Source organism: Rhodococcus sp. DN22, from assembly GCF_036669995.1.
GTDB lineage: Bacteria > Actinomycetota > Actinomycetes > Mycobacteriales > Mycobacteriaceae > Rhodococcus_F > Rhodococcus_F erythropolis.
In genome coordinates, this window is record NZ_CP133326.1 from 4,284,712 (window position 1) to 4,304,586 (window position 19,875).

10 protein-coding genes are annotated in these 19,875 nt (G+C 59.3%); 3 read left to right on the forward strand and 7 right to left on the reverse strand.

The genetic code is table 11. The features are described 5' to 3' along the window. Positions 1-250 precede the first annotated feature (250 nt). The 3 genes from RA302_RS19520 (at position 251) to RA302_RS19530 (ending at position 9,203) form a co-directional block, all read left to right on the forward strand. Entirely contained in the window at positions 251-6,163 is a 5,913-nt protein-coding gene (locus RA302_RS19520; RefSeq protein ID WP_256083146.1) for a DUF4011 domain-containing protein, read from the forward strand. Positions 6,164-6,304: 141 nt separating this feature from the next. Beyond that, the gene (locus tag RA302_RS19525; protein ID WP_328512021.1) at positions 6,305-8,185 is read left to right on the forward strand and encodes a DUF2075 domain-containing protein; all 1,881 of its coding nucleotides are present in this window, start codon (positions 6,305-6,307) and stop codon (positions 8,183-8,185) included. 184 nt (positions 8,186-8,369) lie between these two features. Further along, positions 8,370-9,203, forward strand: coding sequence for an HNH endonuclease (locus RA302_RS19530; protein WP_165639738.1), 834 nt, complete (start codon positions 8,370-8,372; stop codon positions 9,201-9,203). Between the two features lie 3 nt (positions 9,204-9,206). Here the strand turns inward: RA302_RS19530 and RA302_RS19535 are convergent, their stop codons facing one another. From RA302_RS19535 to RA302_RS19565, 7 genes are all read right to left on the reverse strand, one after another. Next, a complete protein-coding gene (locus RA302_RS19535) occupies positions 9,207-10,202 on the reverse strand; it encodes an HNH endonuclease (protein ID WP_039972632.1) in 996 nt (331 codons plus the stop codon). 511 nt (positions 10,203-10,713) lie between these two features. Continuing rightward, the gene (locus tag RA302_RS19540; RefSeq protein WP_070160179.1) at positions 10,714-11,205 is read right to left on the reverse strand and encodes a hypothetical protein; all 492 of its coding nucleotides are present in this window, start codon (positions 11,203-11,205) and stop codon (positions 10,714-10,716) included. Beyond that, on the reverse strand, positions 11,202-12,056 hold the full coding sequence (locus tag RA302_RS19545) for a ParA family protein (protein WP_003940667.1): 855 nt from the start codon (positions 12,054-12,056) through the stop codon (positions 11,202-11,204). Before RA302_RS19545 ends, RA302_RS19540 begins: the two co-directional genes overlap by 4 nt. 33 nt (positions 12,057-12,089) lie before the next feature. Then, positions 12,090-15,014 (reverse strand): Z1 domain-containing protein, encoded by a 2,925-nt coding sequence (locus tag RA302_RS19550; RefSeq protein WP_070160177.1) that lies wholly within the window; start codon positions 15,012-15,014, stop codon positions 12,090-12,092. Then, the gene (locus tag RA302_RS19555) at positions 15,011-16,528 is read right to left on the reverse strand and encodes an ATP-binding protein (RefSeq protein ID WP_070160175.1); all 1,518 of its coding nucleotides are present in this window, start codon (positions 16,526-16,528) and stop codon (positions 15,011-15,013) included. The genes RA302_RS19550 and RA302_RS19555 overlap by 4 nt, the downstream gene beginning before the upstream one ends. Next, positions 16,521-18,644, reverse strand: a complete 2,124-nt coding sequence (locus RA302_RS19560; protein ID WP_256261660.1) for a hypothetical protein — start codon at positions 18,642-18,644, stop codon at positions 16,521-16,523. Before RA302_RS19560 ends, RA302_RS19555 begins: the two co-directional genes overlap by 8 nt. Positions 18,645-18,754: 110 nt before the next feature. Continuing rightward, entirely contained in the window at positions 18,755-19,855 is a 1,101-nt protein-coding gene (locus RA302_RS19565) for an LLM class flavin-dependent oxidoreductase (RefSeq protein ID WP_070160174.1), read from the reverse strand. Positions 19,856-19,875: the final 20 nt, after the last annotated feature.

The window sequence follows — 19,875 nt, forward strand, 5'->3', positions numbered from 1 at the left end:
AGACAATAAGAGATCTCACATGAAAAGTATGCGAAACGATAGTGGGAATGTGCCGCAAAACGCCTAGACACTGCAGACCAGTCAGTGCCATGCCCTAACGTAATTAATTTGATCGTACGGAGTTGGAATCTTCGTCCGGGTAAATTGTGGAATACGATTCGGAGGAAAAGTGAACGAGCGTGAATCAGCACGGGACCGATGCCGTACGGAAGTTGATGGCATCTCCATCGAACTTCATACACACCCCGCCGTGAACCTGGCTCTGGTCCACAACGGAGTACCGCTGGTACGGGGGCTCTCGATCACTAACAACTCCGATTCGCCCGTCGTCGATATGAAAGCAACCGTACAACTGCACGGCGCCGGCCAGGAACTCTCACCGGCTCGAACTGACATCGTCGACGGTTCTCTCGCTCCCGGTCACGAGGCGTTCTGGGACGACTACGCGGCCGTCGTGCCAACTGTTCCGCACCTTCGAGAACTGAACGAGAGCTACCCTGCCACCATCGCGGTCACCGTCTCACGCCTTTGGGGCGATGACATCGCGTTGAATGTGCCGATTAGAGTTCTAGCCCACAACGAGTGGTTCAATGCCCCCGAGTTCTTCGATTCACTGGCAGCCTTTGTTCAGCCAAACACCCGAGCTGTGAGCAATGTTCTCGACGCCGCGTCCGAGCTTCTTGGCAACCTCACCGGTTCCACCTCACTCGAGGGGTATCAGCGCGGACCACAACGTGCTGCAGAGATCGCGGCAGCAACCTACGAAGCCCTACGCCTCCGTCAGATTCGCTATATCGATCCGCCTGCCTCGTTCGAAGGAACGGGCCAGAAGATCCGAACGACGGCACAGGTACTCGATGAACGTTTCGGAACGTGCATCGATCTAGCAGTCACCTATGCAGCATGTTTGGAAGCGGCCGGACTGCGACCGGTCATCTGGCTTGTCAAGGGACATGCATTCGCTGGATTCATGCAAGAAGAAGCTCACCTCTCACACAGCGTCATTCTCGAGTCGAACGCGATAGCCAATCTCTTCGATTCCGGAAAAGTCGTAGCCGTCGAAGCTGCATACTACGACAGCAGCCCCGAAGGATCCTTCAAAAATGCTGTGGCACATGCTAGACGCCACTTCTCTCAGCCGGACGACCTCCATGGACTTGTCGCGATCGCATCCGCCCGCAAGGACGGTGTGCGGCCGCTTCCAACCTTCGACGAATTCGCATCGCCAATATCCGAGCGCACCGCCGCCGGCAAAATTCAGCCGGACCTCAGCCTGCCCGATAACCTTCTCACTAAACAGAATTCGGTTGACACGGTCTTCGATGCAACTGACGCTTCTCCCCCACGAGTTCAGAAATGGAAGCGATCCCTGCTTGACCTCAGTACACGGAACCGTCTGCTCAATTTGAAAGAGTCGCGGGAAGTTATCGATCTCCATGTCCCCATCGGCGGACTCGCATTACTCGATGATTTGGTGCATGCAGACGTTCCCATTGAGCTCACTCCCCACGACGAACTGAGTTCGATCCACGAACTCCAAGGCGCACGCCAAGCCCAAGACATCGATGATGCAACGGTTCTCGACTATTTACGCGACCGAAAGCGAATCTATGCAGTCGTCAAGCACGACGTATATACAGCCCGACTCAAGCACCTGCAACGCACCGCGCACACCATGTTCGAGGAGACCGGCAACGCCAATCTCTATCTGACATTCGGCGGATTGATGCATGCCACCAGCACCGGACGGCCAGCGCGAGCTCCCCTATTTTTGTTGCCCGTCAAGGTTACTGGCGGCTCTGGGCGCAGCCCCTTCAGGATTGTGGTCGACACGTCCGGCACATCAACACCAAACTACTGCCTCGTCGAGTGGCTACGGCTCAAGCACAGTGTCTCGATTCCTTCTTTGGAGACGCCACCTCTCGATGAGAGCGGCATAGACATCGACGCAGCTCTCAAGGGCATTCGCTCGGCGATGATCGAGCACAACTTGGATTTCCGCATCGATGAAACTGCGTCACTGGCCATTTGCCAGTTCGGAACTTTCGGCATGTGGAAAGACCTCGACGATCACTGGGACCTTCTCGAGCAGAGCCCCATCGTTCGTCATCTGACTCATCATGCTGGTGAGTCGTTCCGAGATTCACGTCGCCCGGACGGTACCGAGATTGAAGCTGTACCGGTCAAAGAACTCGACGTGCCCGTCCCAATCCCTGCCGATGGCTCACAGCTCCGTGCAGTGGCATTGGCAGCGGATGGTCACTCCTTCGTCCTGGAGGGCCCTCCCGGTACCGGCAAGTCACAAACCATCACCAACCTCATTGCGCACACTCTGGCTCAGGGCAAGACCGTGTTGTTCGTAGCCGAGAAGCAAGCCGCCCTCGAGGTGGTGAAAAAGCGGCTGACAAAGGTCGGCCTGGCCGAATTCACGCTGGACCTACATGGAAAGAGTCAGAGCGCTAACGCTATTCGCGCTCAGCTGAAGACCGCGATCGATCATTCTGTTCACTACAATCAGCGCGCCTGGTCAGCAAAGCTCGCTGAGTTGCGGGCCAAGCACGTCCCGCTCGACGACTATCCGTCCAAGATTCACACCGAGAACGGCGTCGAGCACACACTGTGGACTGCCTACGACACAGTCCTCAGCCTTGGCGACGGCCCGACGGCCACAATTCCTGCGCCTTATGTTGCGTCCCCTAAGGTCAGCGTTCGAGCAGTCACCAACGCATTGCAGCAATTCGAACGTGCTGCCCGGTCGGTCACGATAAATCGCGTCAATCCGTGGACCATCGTCGGAGCGATCGATCCGGCAGCATCGGAAGACTCGTTCCGCTCCGCTTCGGCGCAGATGAACTCCGCACTTGCGCTCGTACAGCAGACCCCGCCTGCTTTGCGGATCATCGAGCGGATGCGCACTCCCGCCGAGATCGAGGTCTTGTTGCCGCAGGCCCGCCGGCAGTCGAACTGGATGATCGCCGACCCGACCGTAGTCGAGCGCATGCAGGGCACCCAATGGACAACGTCCCGCACTTCACTACTCAGTGAGCTGACCCTGCTCCAACAGCAATGTGCGCCACTCACTGCAGTTTTCATGCCGAACTTCATCGGATCTGGTTCCGTCGAACCATTAATCGTAGCGGCCGAGGAGGTCAGCAAGGGCATATTCGGCAAAAAGAAGCGAACCGAGCAATTCATCCGCGATGTTGCACCGGCACTATTGCCTGGCGTGGCGATCGATCCGGACACCGCATTGCCGTTGTTGCGATCGATTTCCAGCGCACGCGAATTGACTCGACAAACTGTCGAACACATGCGCACCCTGCTCGGGCCATTTGCTCCCCCGGTCTGGAACCCTTTCAACGCTGACGCAGCACAGCAACTTCAGCCGGCGTTCGACTTCATCGATATGTCAGGTGACTACATCCGCGCACACCCGGGCATGTGGCGGATCCTGGTCGAGTCCGGTCTTGTGTCCCAACAGAACATCGATGCGCTCGCAGCGGTGTCACAAGCGTGGCTCACCTGGAAGAAACTCCTCGGGTTCAGCGACGCCGAGTTCGACCGTTGGTGTGATGAGTCCCATTGGCTGTCCGCGTGGGGTCGCGACTCAGAAGCCTGGAGATTTTCGATCGATGCAGACGCGGGAGCGTCCGTTCGCAAGTGGTCGACAATGTCGACATTCCTCGAGCCACTGCAAACTGCCGAGCTGAATGTCTTTGCCCATGAACTTCTCACGGGCGCTATCAACTCTTCGGACGCTGAAGTCGCTTTCATCCGTGGCCTGGCAGTTGCTTCGCTGAACGAACACAGAAGAACGCAGGGACTCACCAATTTCAACAAGGCCCTCAAGGATGGCGAGACTCTCGACTACGCCCGAGCCTCGGCGGCTCAACGCGAGGAACAGATCGCAGCCCTGCCCGCTGCATTGCTCGACCGACGCCTATTCAAGGCCGGTGCGCTGTCTGGCGAAATCGGGCAGCTTCGACGCCAACTCGATGCCAAGCGCGGTGGAACCACCTTCCGTCAGTTGATGACTCGCTACTCAGACCACATTTTGGCAGCAACGCCGTGCTTCTTCGTCAGCCCCACGTCCTTGGCTCAGTTCGTGCCGCCGGGATCAGCCACATTCGACGTCGTTGTATTCGATGAGGCCTCGCAGGTCACTGTCCCTCAAGCCATCGGCGCGCTGGGCCGCGCCCGCTCGGCCGTGATCGTCGGCGATTCGCAGCAAATGCCGCCGACTGCAATCGGCCAGGTGACCGCAAGCGATGGCGACGATGTCACTGAAGATGACGAGGTCATACCGGAGGATCTCGAGAGCATTCTGACGGAGTCCGTTGAATCTGGGGTTCCACGGCTGTGGCTATCCTGGCATTACCGGAGTCAAGACGAATCTCTGATCGCCTTCTCCAACCGCAAGTACTACGAGGGACGCCTCGCGAGTTTGCCTTCACCTGGCGGCGATGCCACAGCTGGCGTCGAATGGCGAAGAGTGCCGGGACATTTCAATCGCGAGACTAAACAACTGCACCGAACCAACATTGTCGAGGCGGAAGCGATTGTGGCCGAGATTCGCCAGCGCCTGTCGAATGCCAATCTGGCGTCTCAAAGCATCGGCGTCGTCACGTTCAACGCACAGCAACAGACCCTGGTGCTCGATTTGCTCGAGAAGACCGGAGACCCATTGGTCCTCGACCAACTGCGCACCGACAAGGAAGACGGAATCTTCGTCAAGAATCTCGAGAACGTGCAGGGCGACGAGCGAGATGTCATTCTCTTCACAACGGCATTCTCGAAGAAGCAGGACGATTCGAAGATGCCACTCAACTTCGGTCCGCTGACTCGTACTGGTGGCGAGAAACGATTGAACGTCGCCATTACCCGTGCCCGCCGAAAGGTTGTCATCTTCACCTCGTTCGAGCCTTCGGACATCGATCTTTCACGCACCAAGTCGGTTGGAATGGCGCATCTTCGCGGATATCTGGAACTCGCTGCACAACCTGATCGCTCCGGCAACGCCTCGTCCCAACCACGCCCCCAGAACACGTCCGATCAGATCCAGGAGTCGATCTGTGAAGCCTTGCGCCAACAGGGATACGAAGTCGAAGCAAATTACGGTCTGTCAGACTTTGTTCTGGACATTGTTCTTCGTGAACCAGAATCCGAATGTTGGCAGGTCGCAATCCTGCTCGACGGGCCGGCGTGGGCTGAGCGTCCGACGGTCGCTGACCGCGATCTGACACCACAGCTTCTCGAGTCGATGATGCATTGGGGAGCTTCAGTTCGCGTGTGGCTTCCCAATTGGATCGACAACCCCGAATCCGTTGTCCAACAAGTCAAGGAAGCGCTGACCAGATCGAAGCTCCGCATGGCCGAACGGCAAGCCCAGATCGACGCCGCAGCACTGGCTCAGGCCGAAGCTATCGCTGCCGCTGCGCTGGCTGAACTCGAAGTGTCGATATCGGTCGACTTCTCAGCCGACAACACCCGCTGGCTGAAATCGGATGAGCCCGACCACCCCGCTGAAGTGTCCGACGAACCCGTCCTGATCGGTCGGATGGCTGCAGCTGATACGCCCCCTGCCAGTCCTGTTGCCCGGGATTGGGATGGACGCGGAACCACGTATCTGGAGGCGCCCACAACAACGCTCGGACCACGCGGTGATCTCGATCGCGTGGATTCACCCTCGGTTCAGCAAACGATCCTGAGTGCAGTGCGGGAAACAGTAAACATCGAAGGCCCGATCTCGATGGACCGTTTGGCCCGTGACGTCGGCCGGCGCTTCGGTCTCGACCGTGTCTCGGCCGGGAAACGGGAGACGATCGTTCGTTGCATTCCGGCCGAGTTGATCAAAAAATCAGGACTCGGCGACTTTGTCTGGCCGAAGGAACTCAACCCGATTGGCTGGCGTGGCTACCGCACCACCCCGGCCGAGATCACGCGAAGTTTGATGGACATTGCGCCCGAGGAGATCGTGAATGCCATGATGGCGGTCTGTGGTAGCAAGTCGGATGTAGACTCCCTGCATCGTCGAACTTTGGCAGTCTTCAATCAGAAGCGACTGACCACTCCAACCCGGGAACGACTCGACGCTTGCATTCACCTCGGGCTTCAATCCGGTCAGCTGATCAAGATCGATGAGCACTACCGCGCAGGATCGTAGCGCGGCACGAGTCGCTCAATCCGTCAGGCCGCGCTTCCGCTAATGTACTGAGCGCGGCCCGACGGACTTCCGCTGTGATTCACAGCCACGGACATGCCCCCACCCGCACGACTCGATTCGTGCTGCCTGGGGGACCTCACTGTGACCTTGCTTCGTACTTCTGCCAACAGGATTGGCGCGATGGCGAATCCTGATTCCTTGGTGGAACAGCTGTTGGAACAAATGCTGTTTCGTACCGGCCGGCGCGCAAGTGAATCGGAGCAGAAGTCGTGGAGCCGCAGCCTTCCCGTTCTAGCCAATGATTTGATCGAAGCCGGTTTGGGCGGCGTCGAGATGTTGGTCGAGTACCACTTACCTCTCACGTCTCAGCGCGCTGATGTCGTACTGGCCGGACTACATCCGACTACCGGCCGACCGTCATATGTCGTGGTGGAACTCAAGCAATGGTCGGCCGCCCAACGATATGAAGGCAGCATTGACCTCGTCGATGTGCCGGGGATGCCCGGTGGCCCCAAACTGCACCCTGTCGCACAAGTCAAGGGCTATTGCGAGTATCTGTCAGATTTCGCGAAGGCTCTTGCAGATCAGCCCGATGCGGTTGCCGGCGTGGCCTACCTCCACAACGCCACGGATCCCGCAGCCGTCGCAGAACTACGGTCGTATCCCGTCTCCCTCAGCGGCCGGTTGTTTACCGGAGCCGACCGCGGAGATATGCAAACCTTCCTCAAATCTCGGCTCTCGACTGAGTCCTCCGGACACACTGCCGGTGATACTTTGATCCGTTCCGCAGTGGCACCCTCTCAACAATTGCTCAAGGTAGCTGCCGCCGAGGTCCGCGATCGACCGCAGTTCCATCTCCTTGGTGAGCAGCAACTAGCTGTCGACCTCGTACTCCACGCAGTGGATCAAGCTCACCAACTCGATCACAAGCGAATCATCATCGTCACCGGAGGGCCTGGCAGTGGAAAAAGTGTCGTCGCACTGTCCTTAGTCGGTGAACTCGCGCGGCGCGGTCGAACGGTATTGCACGCCACAGGTTCCCGATCCTTCACTCAGACACTTCGCAAGGTCGCCGGCGCCCGCGCTCCACGGGTGCAGAAGATGTTCAAGTATTTCAACCAATTCATGACCGCTGACCGCAACGGACTCGACGTACTAGTTCTCGACGAAGCTCACCGTATCCGTGAGACCTCAGTCGACCGCTACACCAAGGCAGAGCTTCGAACGGAGCGTCCTCAGCTCGACGAATTGATGGCAGCAGCACGCGTCCCCGTTTTCCTGCTCGACGAGTACCAGGTGGTGCGACCCGGCGAGATGGGATCACTGGAGCAGATCGAGCGACATGCAAAGTCTCTCGGATTGGAAACGCAACACGTTCACCTCGGTGAGCAATTCCGTTGCGGTGGTAGCGAAGAGTACGTTCTCTGGGTCAAACAGCTTCTCGGACTGGCAGAAGGTGAGCCCGTAGCCTGGGCTGGCGATCCGCAGTTCTCAGTTCGTATCGCCGACACACCGCAGGAGATGGAACATCTGCTGTCACAACAGATCGAACGTGGATATTCGGCTCGCATGACGGCCGGGTACTGCTGGCCATGGAGCAACGCCGAGAAAGATGGCACTCTCGTGCCGGACGTAGAGATCGACAACTGGTCCCGTCCCTGGAACAGCAAGAGTGACAGACGAATCGGAGACGCACCTCCGGCCCCGCTTTGGGCTACGGAAGACGGCGGTTTCGGGCAAGTTGGATGCGTCTACACCGCACAGGGTTTCGAATACGACTGGAACGGTGTCATTCTTGGACCTGACATTGTCTGGCGCAACGGCGCATTCACCACGGTACGCACCGCCAACCGCGACCCGGATCTCAAAAACACCAAGAAGATCGGCGACGTCCGGTTCAACCGCTTGATCCGCAACATCTACAAAGTTCTGCTCACCCGAGGCATGGTTGGAACTGTCATCTACTCGACAGACGAAGAAACTCGAAAAGCTTTGCGTTCGTTGGTGAGCGAACACCTCTGACCTTCCGTTCGAAACACACTTCTAGCAGAAAACGAGCTCGGCCCGACAGGCTTCCGCCACAGGACATGCCTCCACCCGGTGCGATACCGGATAGGTGCATGACTAAATGTCCGCTTGGATAGTTCCGATAGACGGCGATAAGCTTGAGAACTGGGAGATCGCCCAAGCCAATAGCTTCTGGGACATGCCCAAGCGTTTCAATATCCAACAAGGCGACGACGTTTTCTTCTGGCTTTCCGGCGAGAAGCCCAAGGTCGCGCATGCAGGCATGGCCGGCTGGGGAATTGTGTCCTCGGGAGTGGAAGTCGTGGATCCAAGCACGCTTCCTTGGACCGATCCGAACTACGGCTACAAGTACAGGTTCCACTTCCAGCTGGTCAACACACAGAGAACCGTCGACCCCCGCTGGGGCGAGGCGCAGAAGCTGCTCGGGACCGCATTCACGGCGCAAGCTCCCCGCGAATTCCAAACCACACAGCAAGTCGATTACTTGCGATCACTATTCGCCTCCCAAACTGACCGCACCATCGGGCCGTATGCGACGACTATCACCGTCGACTCGTCTGTTGTTCCCTCACGAATCGACGACCCGTACGTCCAAGGCGAGGACATGCGCAAGCGAGCCGAGCGCTTGATCGTGATTCGCCAAGGCCAGGGTGCGTTTCGGAAATCTCTCATGGACAACTACCACGGTGCCTGCGCTATGACCGCAACCTCAGTGCCATCAGTGCTCGAAGCCGCTCATATCGACCGCTACTTTGGTGAGAACACGCATCACGTAACCAACGGGCTTCTGCTGCGTGCCGATCTCCACACGTTGTTCGATCTCCGACGCATCACGGTGGACGAGAATTTCCTTATCCGAGTCGATCCCAAGCTGACGGGCACGGAGTACGAGTCTCTCGATGGCATGCCACTTCGGTTGCCCGCCAACCTAGCTCACCACCCAGATCGGGGTGCTCTCCACCGGCACCGCGAAAGCTGCTCCTGGATGCCCAATTCATCGGCCACAACCTAAACTTCAGGATGCGACGTAAATCTGCGTACGATGCCAGTCCAGGTAGGCGATGTCTGGCCGGTCGGCAGCATCGGGCAGTATCAAACGGTCTGTGAGGGGTGGCTTTCCGAGCGCCGCGCGCAGCGGGCCTTCGGTCAGCATCTCGTTCTCGACACCAGGTGCGTAGTGAAGGTTGAGTTCCTTGTCGACGGTGATCAGTCCTGTGTCAAAGGCGACGTCGTGGGTCGGGCAGGCGGTGAAACCATTCCGGTGGTCGAGGCGTTCCCTACCGGTGCTGTCACGCCAAGGTTTTATGTGACTCGCGGTGAGAAGTCGTGGACGGCGGCGTCCGCCGATATTCGCGCTGAGTCCGCAAAACACGCATCGGTGCTGGTGATTACGAAGCACGCCTTCTGCGAAACGGTGCTGCCCCACACGCACGGTGGAAGTTAGCAACCGCTGCGTGGTTTCTATCGGAATATCGTCACGCACTTTAGACCACTTTTCGAGAGTCAGTTCCAATGACTTTTCGATCTCGCTCTCCACCAGCTCTTCTTGACCCGCGAGCCACAGTATTTCGCCGTGCTCGAGGCCCAGGAAGTCCGGCAAAGTAACTTCGTCGATTCCGTGTTGCCTGGCCGACCGCAGGATTCGCAGGTAGACGTCTTGAAGAAGCTCGCTGTCTGAGAGCATCCGCGCCGCAACTTCAACTTCGTGCCGACCCCCGTTGCTGCGACTCCCGTCGAGGTTTGCCATCTTCGCGATGAAGCTGGTCGGTGGACGCTTGAATAATCGCGCTAGGTGTTGCACAGGCATGCCTGCACGATGAGCGGACCCGCTACCGAACCTGCTGTGGTCGACCAACAAGGAAGCGCATAGCGACAGCACCACTTCGGATGGCACAAAGTTCACTTGGTTCGTTTTTGGCGGAGGAATTTGGCGTGCCAATACCGACGTCCACTGCTCTGACAAAGCCGCTGGTGTCGGGTCGAGAAACTCAGAAATCGCCAACGGCGCCAAGATCCACTTCCCTCATCGAGGTTGACTGCAACATTCACACAGTAGCCGGCGCCCGAAATGACACACCCGCACCTTGCCGTAACGATCTCTCCCAAATCCGTGGCATCATGCGCCTCCGGACGCCACCACGCATCCAAAGCCGAGGCAGCCGGCATAACCCCCTATTCGGCAATACTCGAAGAATCACTCGCGGGCGCGTGTCGATTGCATGAGCGGTCCAGCTCGTCCACGCCGGATTCGACGTGTGAACAGAGTTAGTTCACAGCCCACGGACCGATGCTGAGCACGCGATGTGACGCCCGTTCGCCTGACGTGTCAACATCGACCACCAACCAGCGATGATGATCCGGCAGTCGGTGACTCTCTGCTTGCCGAAGCGTGCTTGTCATAGCTATGCCTCTGGCAGGTAGCAGTGAAAACAGTTGATGCTCAATTGCAAACCAGGCCCGCGAACCCGTGCGCCTTTCTGGTGGCGCCCACTACCATAAAGGCGCACAGGGGCCGCAGGCCCCTACCTGAACGCACTCCCCTTCGAGGTAAGAGTCTTCACCCGCTCGACAGTCCAGATCGCAAGCACATCCACTTTGCGCTTGCGACCCGTCTCCTTGTGCGTATCCATTTCCTGCTCCGCGATGATGTCCTTGATCCCGTCGGCATCGAGGGCCGAAAGACGCTCCAAGAGAGCCTCTTCCCCATCAAGCTTGAAGACCTCGAACGGGTCGAAAGCCCCCGGCTCCCGCTTCACCTTCGGTACAGCAGCACGACGACGCGGCGCCGGCGCAGAAGCAGGTACCACAACGGCGGATCCATCCGACGGAACTGCGAAAGCGCTTTCGATTGCCTTCGCGAACCGCGGGGTACGGGCAGCTTCCTCCGCGACGACCTGAACCAGCTTGGCCAGCAACACCGAGGCCGAGGCATTAGTTGCACCCAACTTCAAGAGCGCGGCACCGGTCTCCTGCACCTGCACGCGACGACGCGCCTCATCGATACCCGCACTCATAGCTTCGCCTGCGCTTCCGTGAGAATGTTCTGCGTAATTGCACGCATCTGATCGAACTGACCTGCATTGCCGTACTTCACCTTCAAAGTGCTGTACGGGTGAAACTCCGCCGACGCGGCAATCTGATTCGACTCCGCGAGATATTCCGGCAATACGTGTGGGACGTTGGGATCGCGCCGAAGATTTCGCACAGTCGTGCGGTGCACCGCCGAGTTGGACTTGTACTTGGTGATCACCAACCCGAGTTCGAAGAGTTCACGGCCGAGTTCTTTGCCGAACTTCGCGATGTGCGTCTGTATCTGCGGAATGCCGTACGTGGAGAGTACATCCGGGATCGTGGGGATCACGTAGCCGTCAGCCATGGCCAATCCGTTGAGTGTGATCGGCCCGAGATTCGGCGGGCAATCGATCAGAACATAGTCGTAGTACGGCATCACCGGGGCGACGGCATCCCTCAACAATTCAACCGGCTTGGTGGAGTTCCGATCAGCAACCCGAAGGGCACTGATCTCCTCCTGCAGCTCGATCAAATCGAGAGATGAGGGAAGCAGATCCACACCCGTCACTCGCTTGACCGGCGAGACTCCGCGCTGAATCGAAGCTTCGAGATCGAAGTTCGACGTGCCATCGACAGCGTCACGGAAAATGGTTGCGCTGGTCAGCCCTTGCTTGTTGAGTTCGAGCCAGTGATCCTCACTGATCATCATCGTCGTGAGATTGATCTGCGCATCGAGGTCGATCAACAGCACGCGCTGACCGAATTCGAGCGACATGAACTCGGCCAACCCCGCGGTGATCGTCGTCTTACCGACGCCGCCCTTGAGGTTGATCGTCGCAATCGTCTTAGCCATCAGAACCCATTCCTGTCTCCCACCACAACACACCTAGTTCGCATCGACGATCGCCCCTGTCCCTGACTGCTTCACCCGAAAACCGATTCGCCCCAACGGCTCCGCCGCGTGCGGAAGCGCGTACGAGAACAACGTCGCAAAATCGCGCGAGTCCACGGGACCAGCCTGTGCCCGTTTCAACTGACGAGGAGCCGGATCGTTCGCCAATACCAGAATCAATGCACCGCGAGTCTTCCGATGAAGTGCACCCGCAAGCGGTCCACCGTTCTTCTTCGGGCTGCCCGCAATGTGCTCGATCGCATCGCGCTCACGGACGGCCGTACCGGTGAAACCTGTTCGGTACTCGCGTTCCTGACGCTTGCGATTGACGATCGGAAGTTTCTCGTGCCAACCCTTGATCTCGATCGGCTCCCGGGTCTTGGGGTACGGCAGCAGAACTGCGAAGTCTTCGAGCAATCCGGATTCGATTGCGGTCGAGAGCGCTTCGCGGTGGGGACCGAAATCCCACCCGTTCGCCCACTCGAACTGGTCGACGGCCTCTAACACCACATGGGCAGGGACAATGCCGTATCGCGCAGTGAACGATCGCGAAACATCATCCTTGTCAACGAAATTGAAGGACCCTGTTTCGCCCAACGACTTCAATAATGGTGCAACCGCGTCGAAGTGCCGAGCGTTGATCGAACCGTCACCTCGCGGGGGCTGCATCGTGAAGCTGAAACTTTCACCGCCCATGCCTCGATAAACCAGATCGGCGTTGAACATCTTGTTTCGAGCCGTTGGCCTCAGCCACGGCAGCTGCTGAAACACCATCGGCGGCACATCGCGTGGAGTGACCCACGGTTCGCCCTTCTCGTTCACGCCGCTGAACCGAGTGAGCTCGTTCCGGAACTCCTGCTCGTCCCGAACGATCGCCTCGAACGCCTTGTACATGTCGTAGTCCGCGCCGGCGGGTCCGCCAACCGTGCGGCCGATGAACAGGCGCACCAAGTCTCGGTACCCGGGGCGGAATCCGAACCATCGTCCCATCTGCATCAATGTGTCAGCTTGGCCCGTTCGACGCGTGTAATAAGTGATGGTCAGGCCCTCGACCGTGAAGCCGCGACTCAGCTTCGTGCCGCCGACCAGAATCTTCCACACGCCGCGTTCCTGGAAATCGAGGGAATCCTGTTTGTAGTCCTTCTCGGCCGCACCGTTGACCACGATAACGGGGCTGGTTCCCTCGGAAATCTTGTCGTAGGCAGCGCCGATGAATTCCTCCAACTCGGCAAACGAACCAGGATTCTCCAGTTCACTGCCCCGAGCCGCACTCACCACCGCAAAGTCTTCGGCCCAGAGCTTGTCCAGCCGGGAAAGACTCTTGGCCTGGCTGTATCCGGCCGATTTCCACAAGGCCTTGAAGTCGTCGGCTACGGCGTCATGCTCGGCCTGCTTCACCGATTCGTGCACCAGCATCGTGTGGTGCCGATACGGCTTGGCGCCCTTCGATTCCCGGAATAGCTTGATCGCCCCGGTCAGGACAAACGAGTCGAGCGCTCGCAACTGCTCGGCTGAGCGATCCTCGTCGCACTCGGCCCGGAGATCCCGTACGTACGCTTTCTGGTTCGAATTGGCCGGAGTCTTGTCGTCGTCTTCGAGATCGTCTAGATCGTGGAAGTCCGCACCACCCATGTACGGGCCGGGCCGCTCGAGACTGACGATGAAGTCCGAAGGAAAGACGTTGACGCTGTCTTCCGGATCGACAAACACATTGGCAAAAGGTGTTGCGGTGTAACCGATGTACTGGGCACGCTCGAGTAGACCGAGGATCTCAGCAATCTGACCGTTGATCGCCGTCCGCTCGACCTGCTCGGTTTTCATCTTCTTCGGATCGATCGTGTTCACCGATGCCTGATCGGCTTCGTCGTCGATGATCAGGGCAGGAATCTGATCGAGTTCGGTCGGCACTTTCTTCAGATCGGCCACCAGCTTCTTGAGGCTGGAGACGTTCTTCTTCACGACCGCGATGCGAATATTGCTGGGGTACAGATTCTTCGGATCATTCAGCGGAAGGGAGTGATCCACGGTTTCGAAGTGCAGTGCGCTCAGGCCCGCGAGCAGGCTCTTGTAGTCAAAGGTCGAGGTGGTGAGTCGACGGATAGCCGGGATTTCATTGGTCTTGTTCGGATCGATTTCGTGTTCGAGAAAGTTCCCGTCCCGCCAGTCCTCGTCGTTGGCGTAGTCGTCGTCCACACCGGCACTGATGTTTTGACGACCGACCAATTCCATGTCGAGGCGTCGCTGAGTCTGGCTCCGGAGAATCTCGATCGTGCCGGTCAACACGATGACCAAGCGGTACCCAGCGTCGATCGCCTTGGCCACCACGCCGCTGAAATTCGCCGTCTTCCCGCTCTGGACGTAGCCGACCACCAAACCTTTGGACTGATACGGCTCGGGCCGCGTCGGATCCGCAAGCCGGTGCACAACCTCAGTGGTTGCAATGTCCAGCTTTCCGATTGTCGCCTCGTCCCAGTTCTTGTCGGCTAGAACTCGCTTGTAAGCGCGCCAATAGAAGTCGTGCTCGCGGCGGCGTTCGGAGGTGTACCAGGGGTCCCACGGCTGCTGAGCCGCAATGACAACGGGCCCACCTTCGCGAAGGAAGTGCGCATCCATCTCGGCGTGGGCGTCGACCGGCAATCCCAACAAGTCGTAGATCCGAGCCCGCCGTTCCGGACTTTGCGGAACAGTCGAGCCTACCCACGTCTCGACACTTTCCGCATCCCACTGCCGTAGACGCGAGGTGAGCGCCGTTCGTACACCGACAGCACTCTCATCGAGGAACACATCGATGATGTCCGCGATGGTCAGGCCATCCGGATAGCTCGCTCGCAGGCGCGCGTTGACCGGGTAGAGCACGTTCTCGGGCGGAAACCCGTCACCGAGTTCACGCGCAACCGCACGGAATACTTCATCACTCACTGCACTACCTGCTCCCGGTGCGCTGCCACTGCGGAAATCAACACTTCCTGCCACGCCTGCATCTTTTCCCTCTGACGAGCGCCGATTCTCGTTCCTTCGAACATCTCACTCACCAACAGGAAGACAAGCGTCTTGAGCACCGGAGCATCAGCCGGGTCGAGACTGCGACGTCCGAGCAGATCACGCCGAAAACGCGCATTGATCCACAAAGTCCGAGTCTTGAGGTCGACTTCGAAGAACTGATCACGCGCCAAGGCTCGCCAACCCACAGCAACAGGATCATCACCGACGCTGAATTCGAAGGCGTCGCTGAAGGAATCGAGCACGTCTTCCGGAAAGCCGGATGCCGGCTCGATGACGCTAATCGGCCGAGGTGCAGAACTTCGGGCTGCCCGCACGACGCGCTCGGCATCGGTCAGATACGAACGGAATCCACCGTTGCAATCCGTGAAGACGGCCCCGTCGACGGCAGCCGACGCAGTGGCGTCGAGCGTCACCCCCGATTTCTCGGGATTGATGGTGATGTGCTGCAGCAGAGAATCGTTCAGATCGACAGCAATTCGTGCCAATCCGTAGTCCGGTCGGCCCCGCACTATCGCGTTCCAGCCGCCGATCTGCAGGAGTCGATCGTGCCGATAGAAGTAGAGCCCCTGCTGGTCGCGGCCGGGGGCGCCGTGGATGCGAAATTCCGGTGCATTGCTCCGGGCGGGCCACAGGTGAGCTTCGGCGGTTACTGTGGCACCGGCGATCGACACGGTAAGTGTCCGAGGGTAGTTGGGGTCGCCGGTGCGCGGATACCGGAACGGGTCGATGGCACTGACTGTGCGCAGCGCGCCGGCGCGTCCCGCTTCGACGTCGAAGACATCCACAGTCAGAGCGATCCGGCCGGATTCGATGAGACGGTGAAATACGACGCCGAGGTGACTGCGCACGTCGTTGATGGTCTGTTCGAGCCAGCTGGTCTGCTCGTCCGCGTGCGCGGACATGAGAAATGTTGTGATGCCGCGCCATTCGACAACACTTCCGGTGTCGAAGGGAAAGCGGGGCGTGACTGCGTCGAAGAATTCTTCGGCTTGCCGGTCCTCGATCACCGAAACTGACTGACGCCCCTGCACTGAGGCCGAGTCGATCTCGCGGCCCTGCGTCGGGTGCCCGGACTTTCGAGACCACACTCGGAGCAACCGAGCCTGACTCAACGACGCCGCCTTCATCCCTACACCGAAATGACCCAGGTCCCCGGCGGCATAGTCGCGTCGGCGGCCGTAGGTCATCGCGGAATCAATGGTGTCACTGTCCATGCCGGAGCCGTTGTCGATCACCATCATCGACACGATCCGTGTGCCGTCCTGAACGAACCTGATCAGCACGTGGGAGGCCTCGGCGTCGAGGCTGTTGTCGATCAGATCGGCGAGCGCTGTCGCGATGGTGTGGTGCAAGCCGATGGCGCCGGCGAGGGACTCGTCCGCAGCAAGGATCTTGGTGCCCACTATGCGGGTGTCCGCGACGTCAGTCATGGGATGCATCCTTGCCCTCTACCTCGTCGATTTCGGATGCTTCGCCGCGCCTCCATGCCGCCTCCAGGAAGTCCAAAACCACGTCTTCACCACGATCTTCGTACGCGCGCAGTATCTTTCGTGGACGGTCTTCGCCGTCCAGACACACGGCTTCGGCGAGAATCCGCACCACATGTCTCTCGGCAGTTCGCAATGGCTCGCGATTGCCAACCTCTGCAAGTGCCTGACGTAGTGGGTCGATGTCAGAGTGAACGATCGCCGGTCGGACCACGCGGAAGGTTCCGTCTTGCCACAGCTCGAGCAACACGTCTTCGCCCTCCACAGCGGAGAGTTCACGCAGGAATCGGCGGATAGTGCCGAACGTCGGCTGCGCTCCGGTCCACCGAACTGCTTGAACGCCGAGGTGGCTCTCCAACTCGATGGTCTCACCGCGCACACAGCCGGCAGCGACTGCAACACCGGCGGGTACAGCAAATCCGGAGCCCCGCAGATGATCGGAGGTCACGGTCAGTCGATACCGCCACGTACTACCTGACCGGTACAGGCGGCGAGTCAACTCTGGCGTCTTCGCAGTGTTGCGTGTCCGCTTGCGCCGGACTATCCCGTCACCACCAATGTTGAACTCACTGGCTTCTTCAGCCTCTCCCGAAGAAACCGGTTCCTCCCCAACGGAATCCGCGCTTCCCCAGGCGTGCAGCCGCCACACTGCGCCGTCGAGCGCCACGCGATCGTCGGCCTCGAGCGCGCGCTCGATCGACCGCTCACTGCGATCGGACTTCAGTAAGTCCACTAGCTCGACGACGGACTTCGGCGATCCGACGGCTTCGAGCGCGCCGACTGCCAGATCGGAGATCCGACGCGCACGCGTCAGCGCAGACTCCGCCACAACGACAACGCCGCACCACGCAAGCCACTTCTCCAGTTCGCCGCGTGACATCGACACCACTTCGGCGACGTCGTCGAGTGCAACCACACCGTTCGGGGACTCAAAGTCCTCGAGCAAGGTCTGAGTCCGTTTCTTGGCCTCTGCGACGCCCGGAGCGGCAGCCCAACCGTCAGTCACCTCGAAGTAGTCGTCGAGACGGTCCAGAACCAACCACAGCGGAACTCCGTAACCAGGCACCTCCGCCGCGATGCTCGGATGCACGTCGAGGAGGCGATCAAGCGAAGCTACCGGCTGAATCTCGACGCGCAGGCTGGCAAGCAGGTTCCCCACCGCCGTCCCGAATCCGCACGCCGCGTTGAGTTTGGCTTTCACGTCGGCCTCGATCTGCCCGACTCGCCCCGAGCCCACACCGAGCTTGGCTCCGATCGCTCCCCTGCGCTGCGGAACTCGCGCCACGATCCGCTCACGCAACACCAACGACTCCCGCTCATCCAGCTGCGAGAAGAGATTGTCGATCTCGTCCATCGCGTCAGTACGGTCCGTGTCGGGCAAGTCGTTCGGCGTCAGAGCCGAGATCCGGGCGGCAACTTCCTGAATCGAGGCCGGAGATTCATCGTCGATCTCGACGGTGACGAGTGGTCTGCTGTCCTGGCCTCGGACCCGTCGCCACATTGCCAGCTGAGCGAGATCGTCGAGCAGCGCTGTGATCGCGGGTGGGGCAACTGATTCCTCAGCGGTCTCGACGCGGGCGAGCGGAGTCGTCATGACCGCACAGACCAACAGGTTGAGCACTATGTCGTGCACCGTCTGTTCGCTCGTTCCGCGCACGCCGAAGATCTCAGCGGTCGTATGCGTCAGTAGACCGCCGATTGCTTTGTCGGTGGTGAGCCGTGACAACGCCGTCACTGCGCGAGTATCGAGACTCAACACCTCCAGCGGGAGATCTTCACCAAGGAGCGGAAAGCTCTCTTGTAATACCGCTGCCGCGTGGTGAGCGATGTAGAGGGACGCCAGCTCGGAGAGAACCTTCTCGAGATCGACCTCGAGAACAGTGAACGACGGCGCTTCGCTGAACCACCAATCAGGTGACGGTGCCAGCGGCTCGAGCAGCGCAGCACGATCGGATACGTAGTCGTCCAGCCAAGGAAACAGATCGACCCACAGCGTCTGACTCAGCTCGTTCGCGGGAAGCGAGTTCACACCCAACGTCAACGCACTACTCCCACTCACGGATACCTTCATTGCGGTCAAAACCGACCGCGATGTCGGTAACAAGTTACTGCAGCTTGTGAGCGGTCGCAGCGCCGGACCTGCTTACCCGACAGTCAGACTTTCTCCGCTCAGTCGACGGCGGTGAAACCCTTCGCCCGATCTTTGTCGACCGACGTCCACAGCGTCGTCGACAGTTCGGCCTTCACCAGCGGGATGACCTCCTCGGCAAAGCGGCGCAGAGTGTCCTTCTGCTGCTCGAAGTCGAGCACGTGATTGACCGACACCGATTGGAAATCGTGGCCGTAGCTCTGGTGGTAATCGAGGATCTTCTCGGCGACTCGCTCCGAAGACCCGACCAACGCCGGCCCGCGGTCGACGGCTTCCTCGATCGTCCGGAAGCTCGTCGACTTTCCGACCGCTTTGGGGTCGTGCTTGCGTTTGTCAGCTTGTGCAACGGCGCCCTCGTAGATCGGACGGAACTCTTCGATGGCCTGCTCGGTCGTGTCGGCGAGGAACAATCCGCCCGAACCCGATCCGACGTACGCCTTGGACGGGTCGTGCCCGTACGCCAGGTACTGCTCGCGGTAGTGGTCGATCAGCACTTTGTAGTTCTCACGAGGCTGGAAGGCGTTGGCGGTGACGATGGGGTCGCCCCACTTCGCCGCGAGTTCGACGGCCTCGAACGAGGTAGCCGATCCGTGCCAGATACGGAACGGTCCGTCGTAAGGACGCGGTAGCGTCGTCGCGTCCTCGAGCGATGGTCGGTGAGTTCCCACCCACTTGACGTTCTCCTCGCTGATCAGCAGTTTGAGGAGTTCGTAGTTCTCGGTGAGGTATTCGTACTGCTTGGCGATGTCCAGACCGAGCAGTGGATATTGAAGGACCTCGTTGCCCTTGCCGATCACAATCTCGAGACGTCCCCGGCTCAGCTGATCGATGGTTCCGAAATCTTCGGCGACTCGAATCGGGTCGAGTAGCGACAGAACGGTGACACCCGTCGAGAGCAGGATTCTGTCTGTGGCCTGCGCAATTGCCCCCAAAACGACGGTTGGCGCCGACGAAAGAACCGGCCCGGCGTGGCGCTCACCCACCGAGAACGAATCGATACCTAGTTCTTCGGCGAGAACCGCCAGTTCGACGACGCGGTTGAGCCGATCGGATGGGGCAACTTCCTCGCCGGTCACTGGATGGGGTGGGTTGAAAATGATGTCCAGAACCTGAAAACGCATGACCCGTCTTTCTCGATAAC

Coding starts and splice junctions, on each gene's coding strand:
- RA302_RS19540 (WP_070160179.1), bottom strand. CDS start 11,205: ATGAGTGCGGGTATCGATGAGGCGCGTCGTCGCGTGCAGGTGCAGGAG.
- RA302_RS19565 (WP_070160174.1), bottom strand. CDS start 19,855: ATGCGTTTTCAGGTTCTGGACATCATTTTCAACCCACCCCATCCAGTG.
- RA302_RS19545 (WP_003940667.1), bottom strand. CDS start 12,056: ATGGCTAAGACGATTGCGACGATCAACCTCAAGGGCGGCGTCGGTAAG.
- RA302_RS19530 (WP_165639738.1), top strand. CDS start 8,370: ATGCCCAAGCGTTTCAATATCCAACAAGGCGACGACGTTTTCTTCTGG.
- RA302_RS19555 (WP_070160175.1), bottom strand. CDS start 16,528: ATGACTGACGTCGCGGACACCCGCATAGTGGGCACCAAGATCCTTGCT.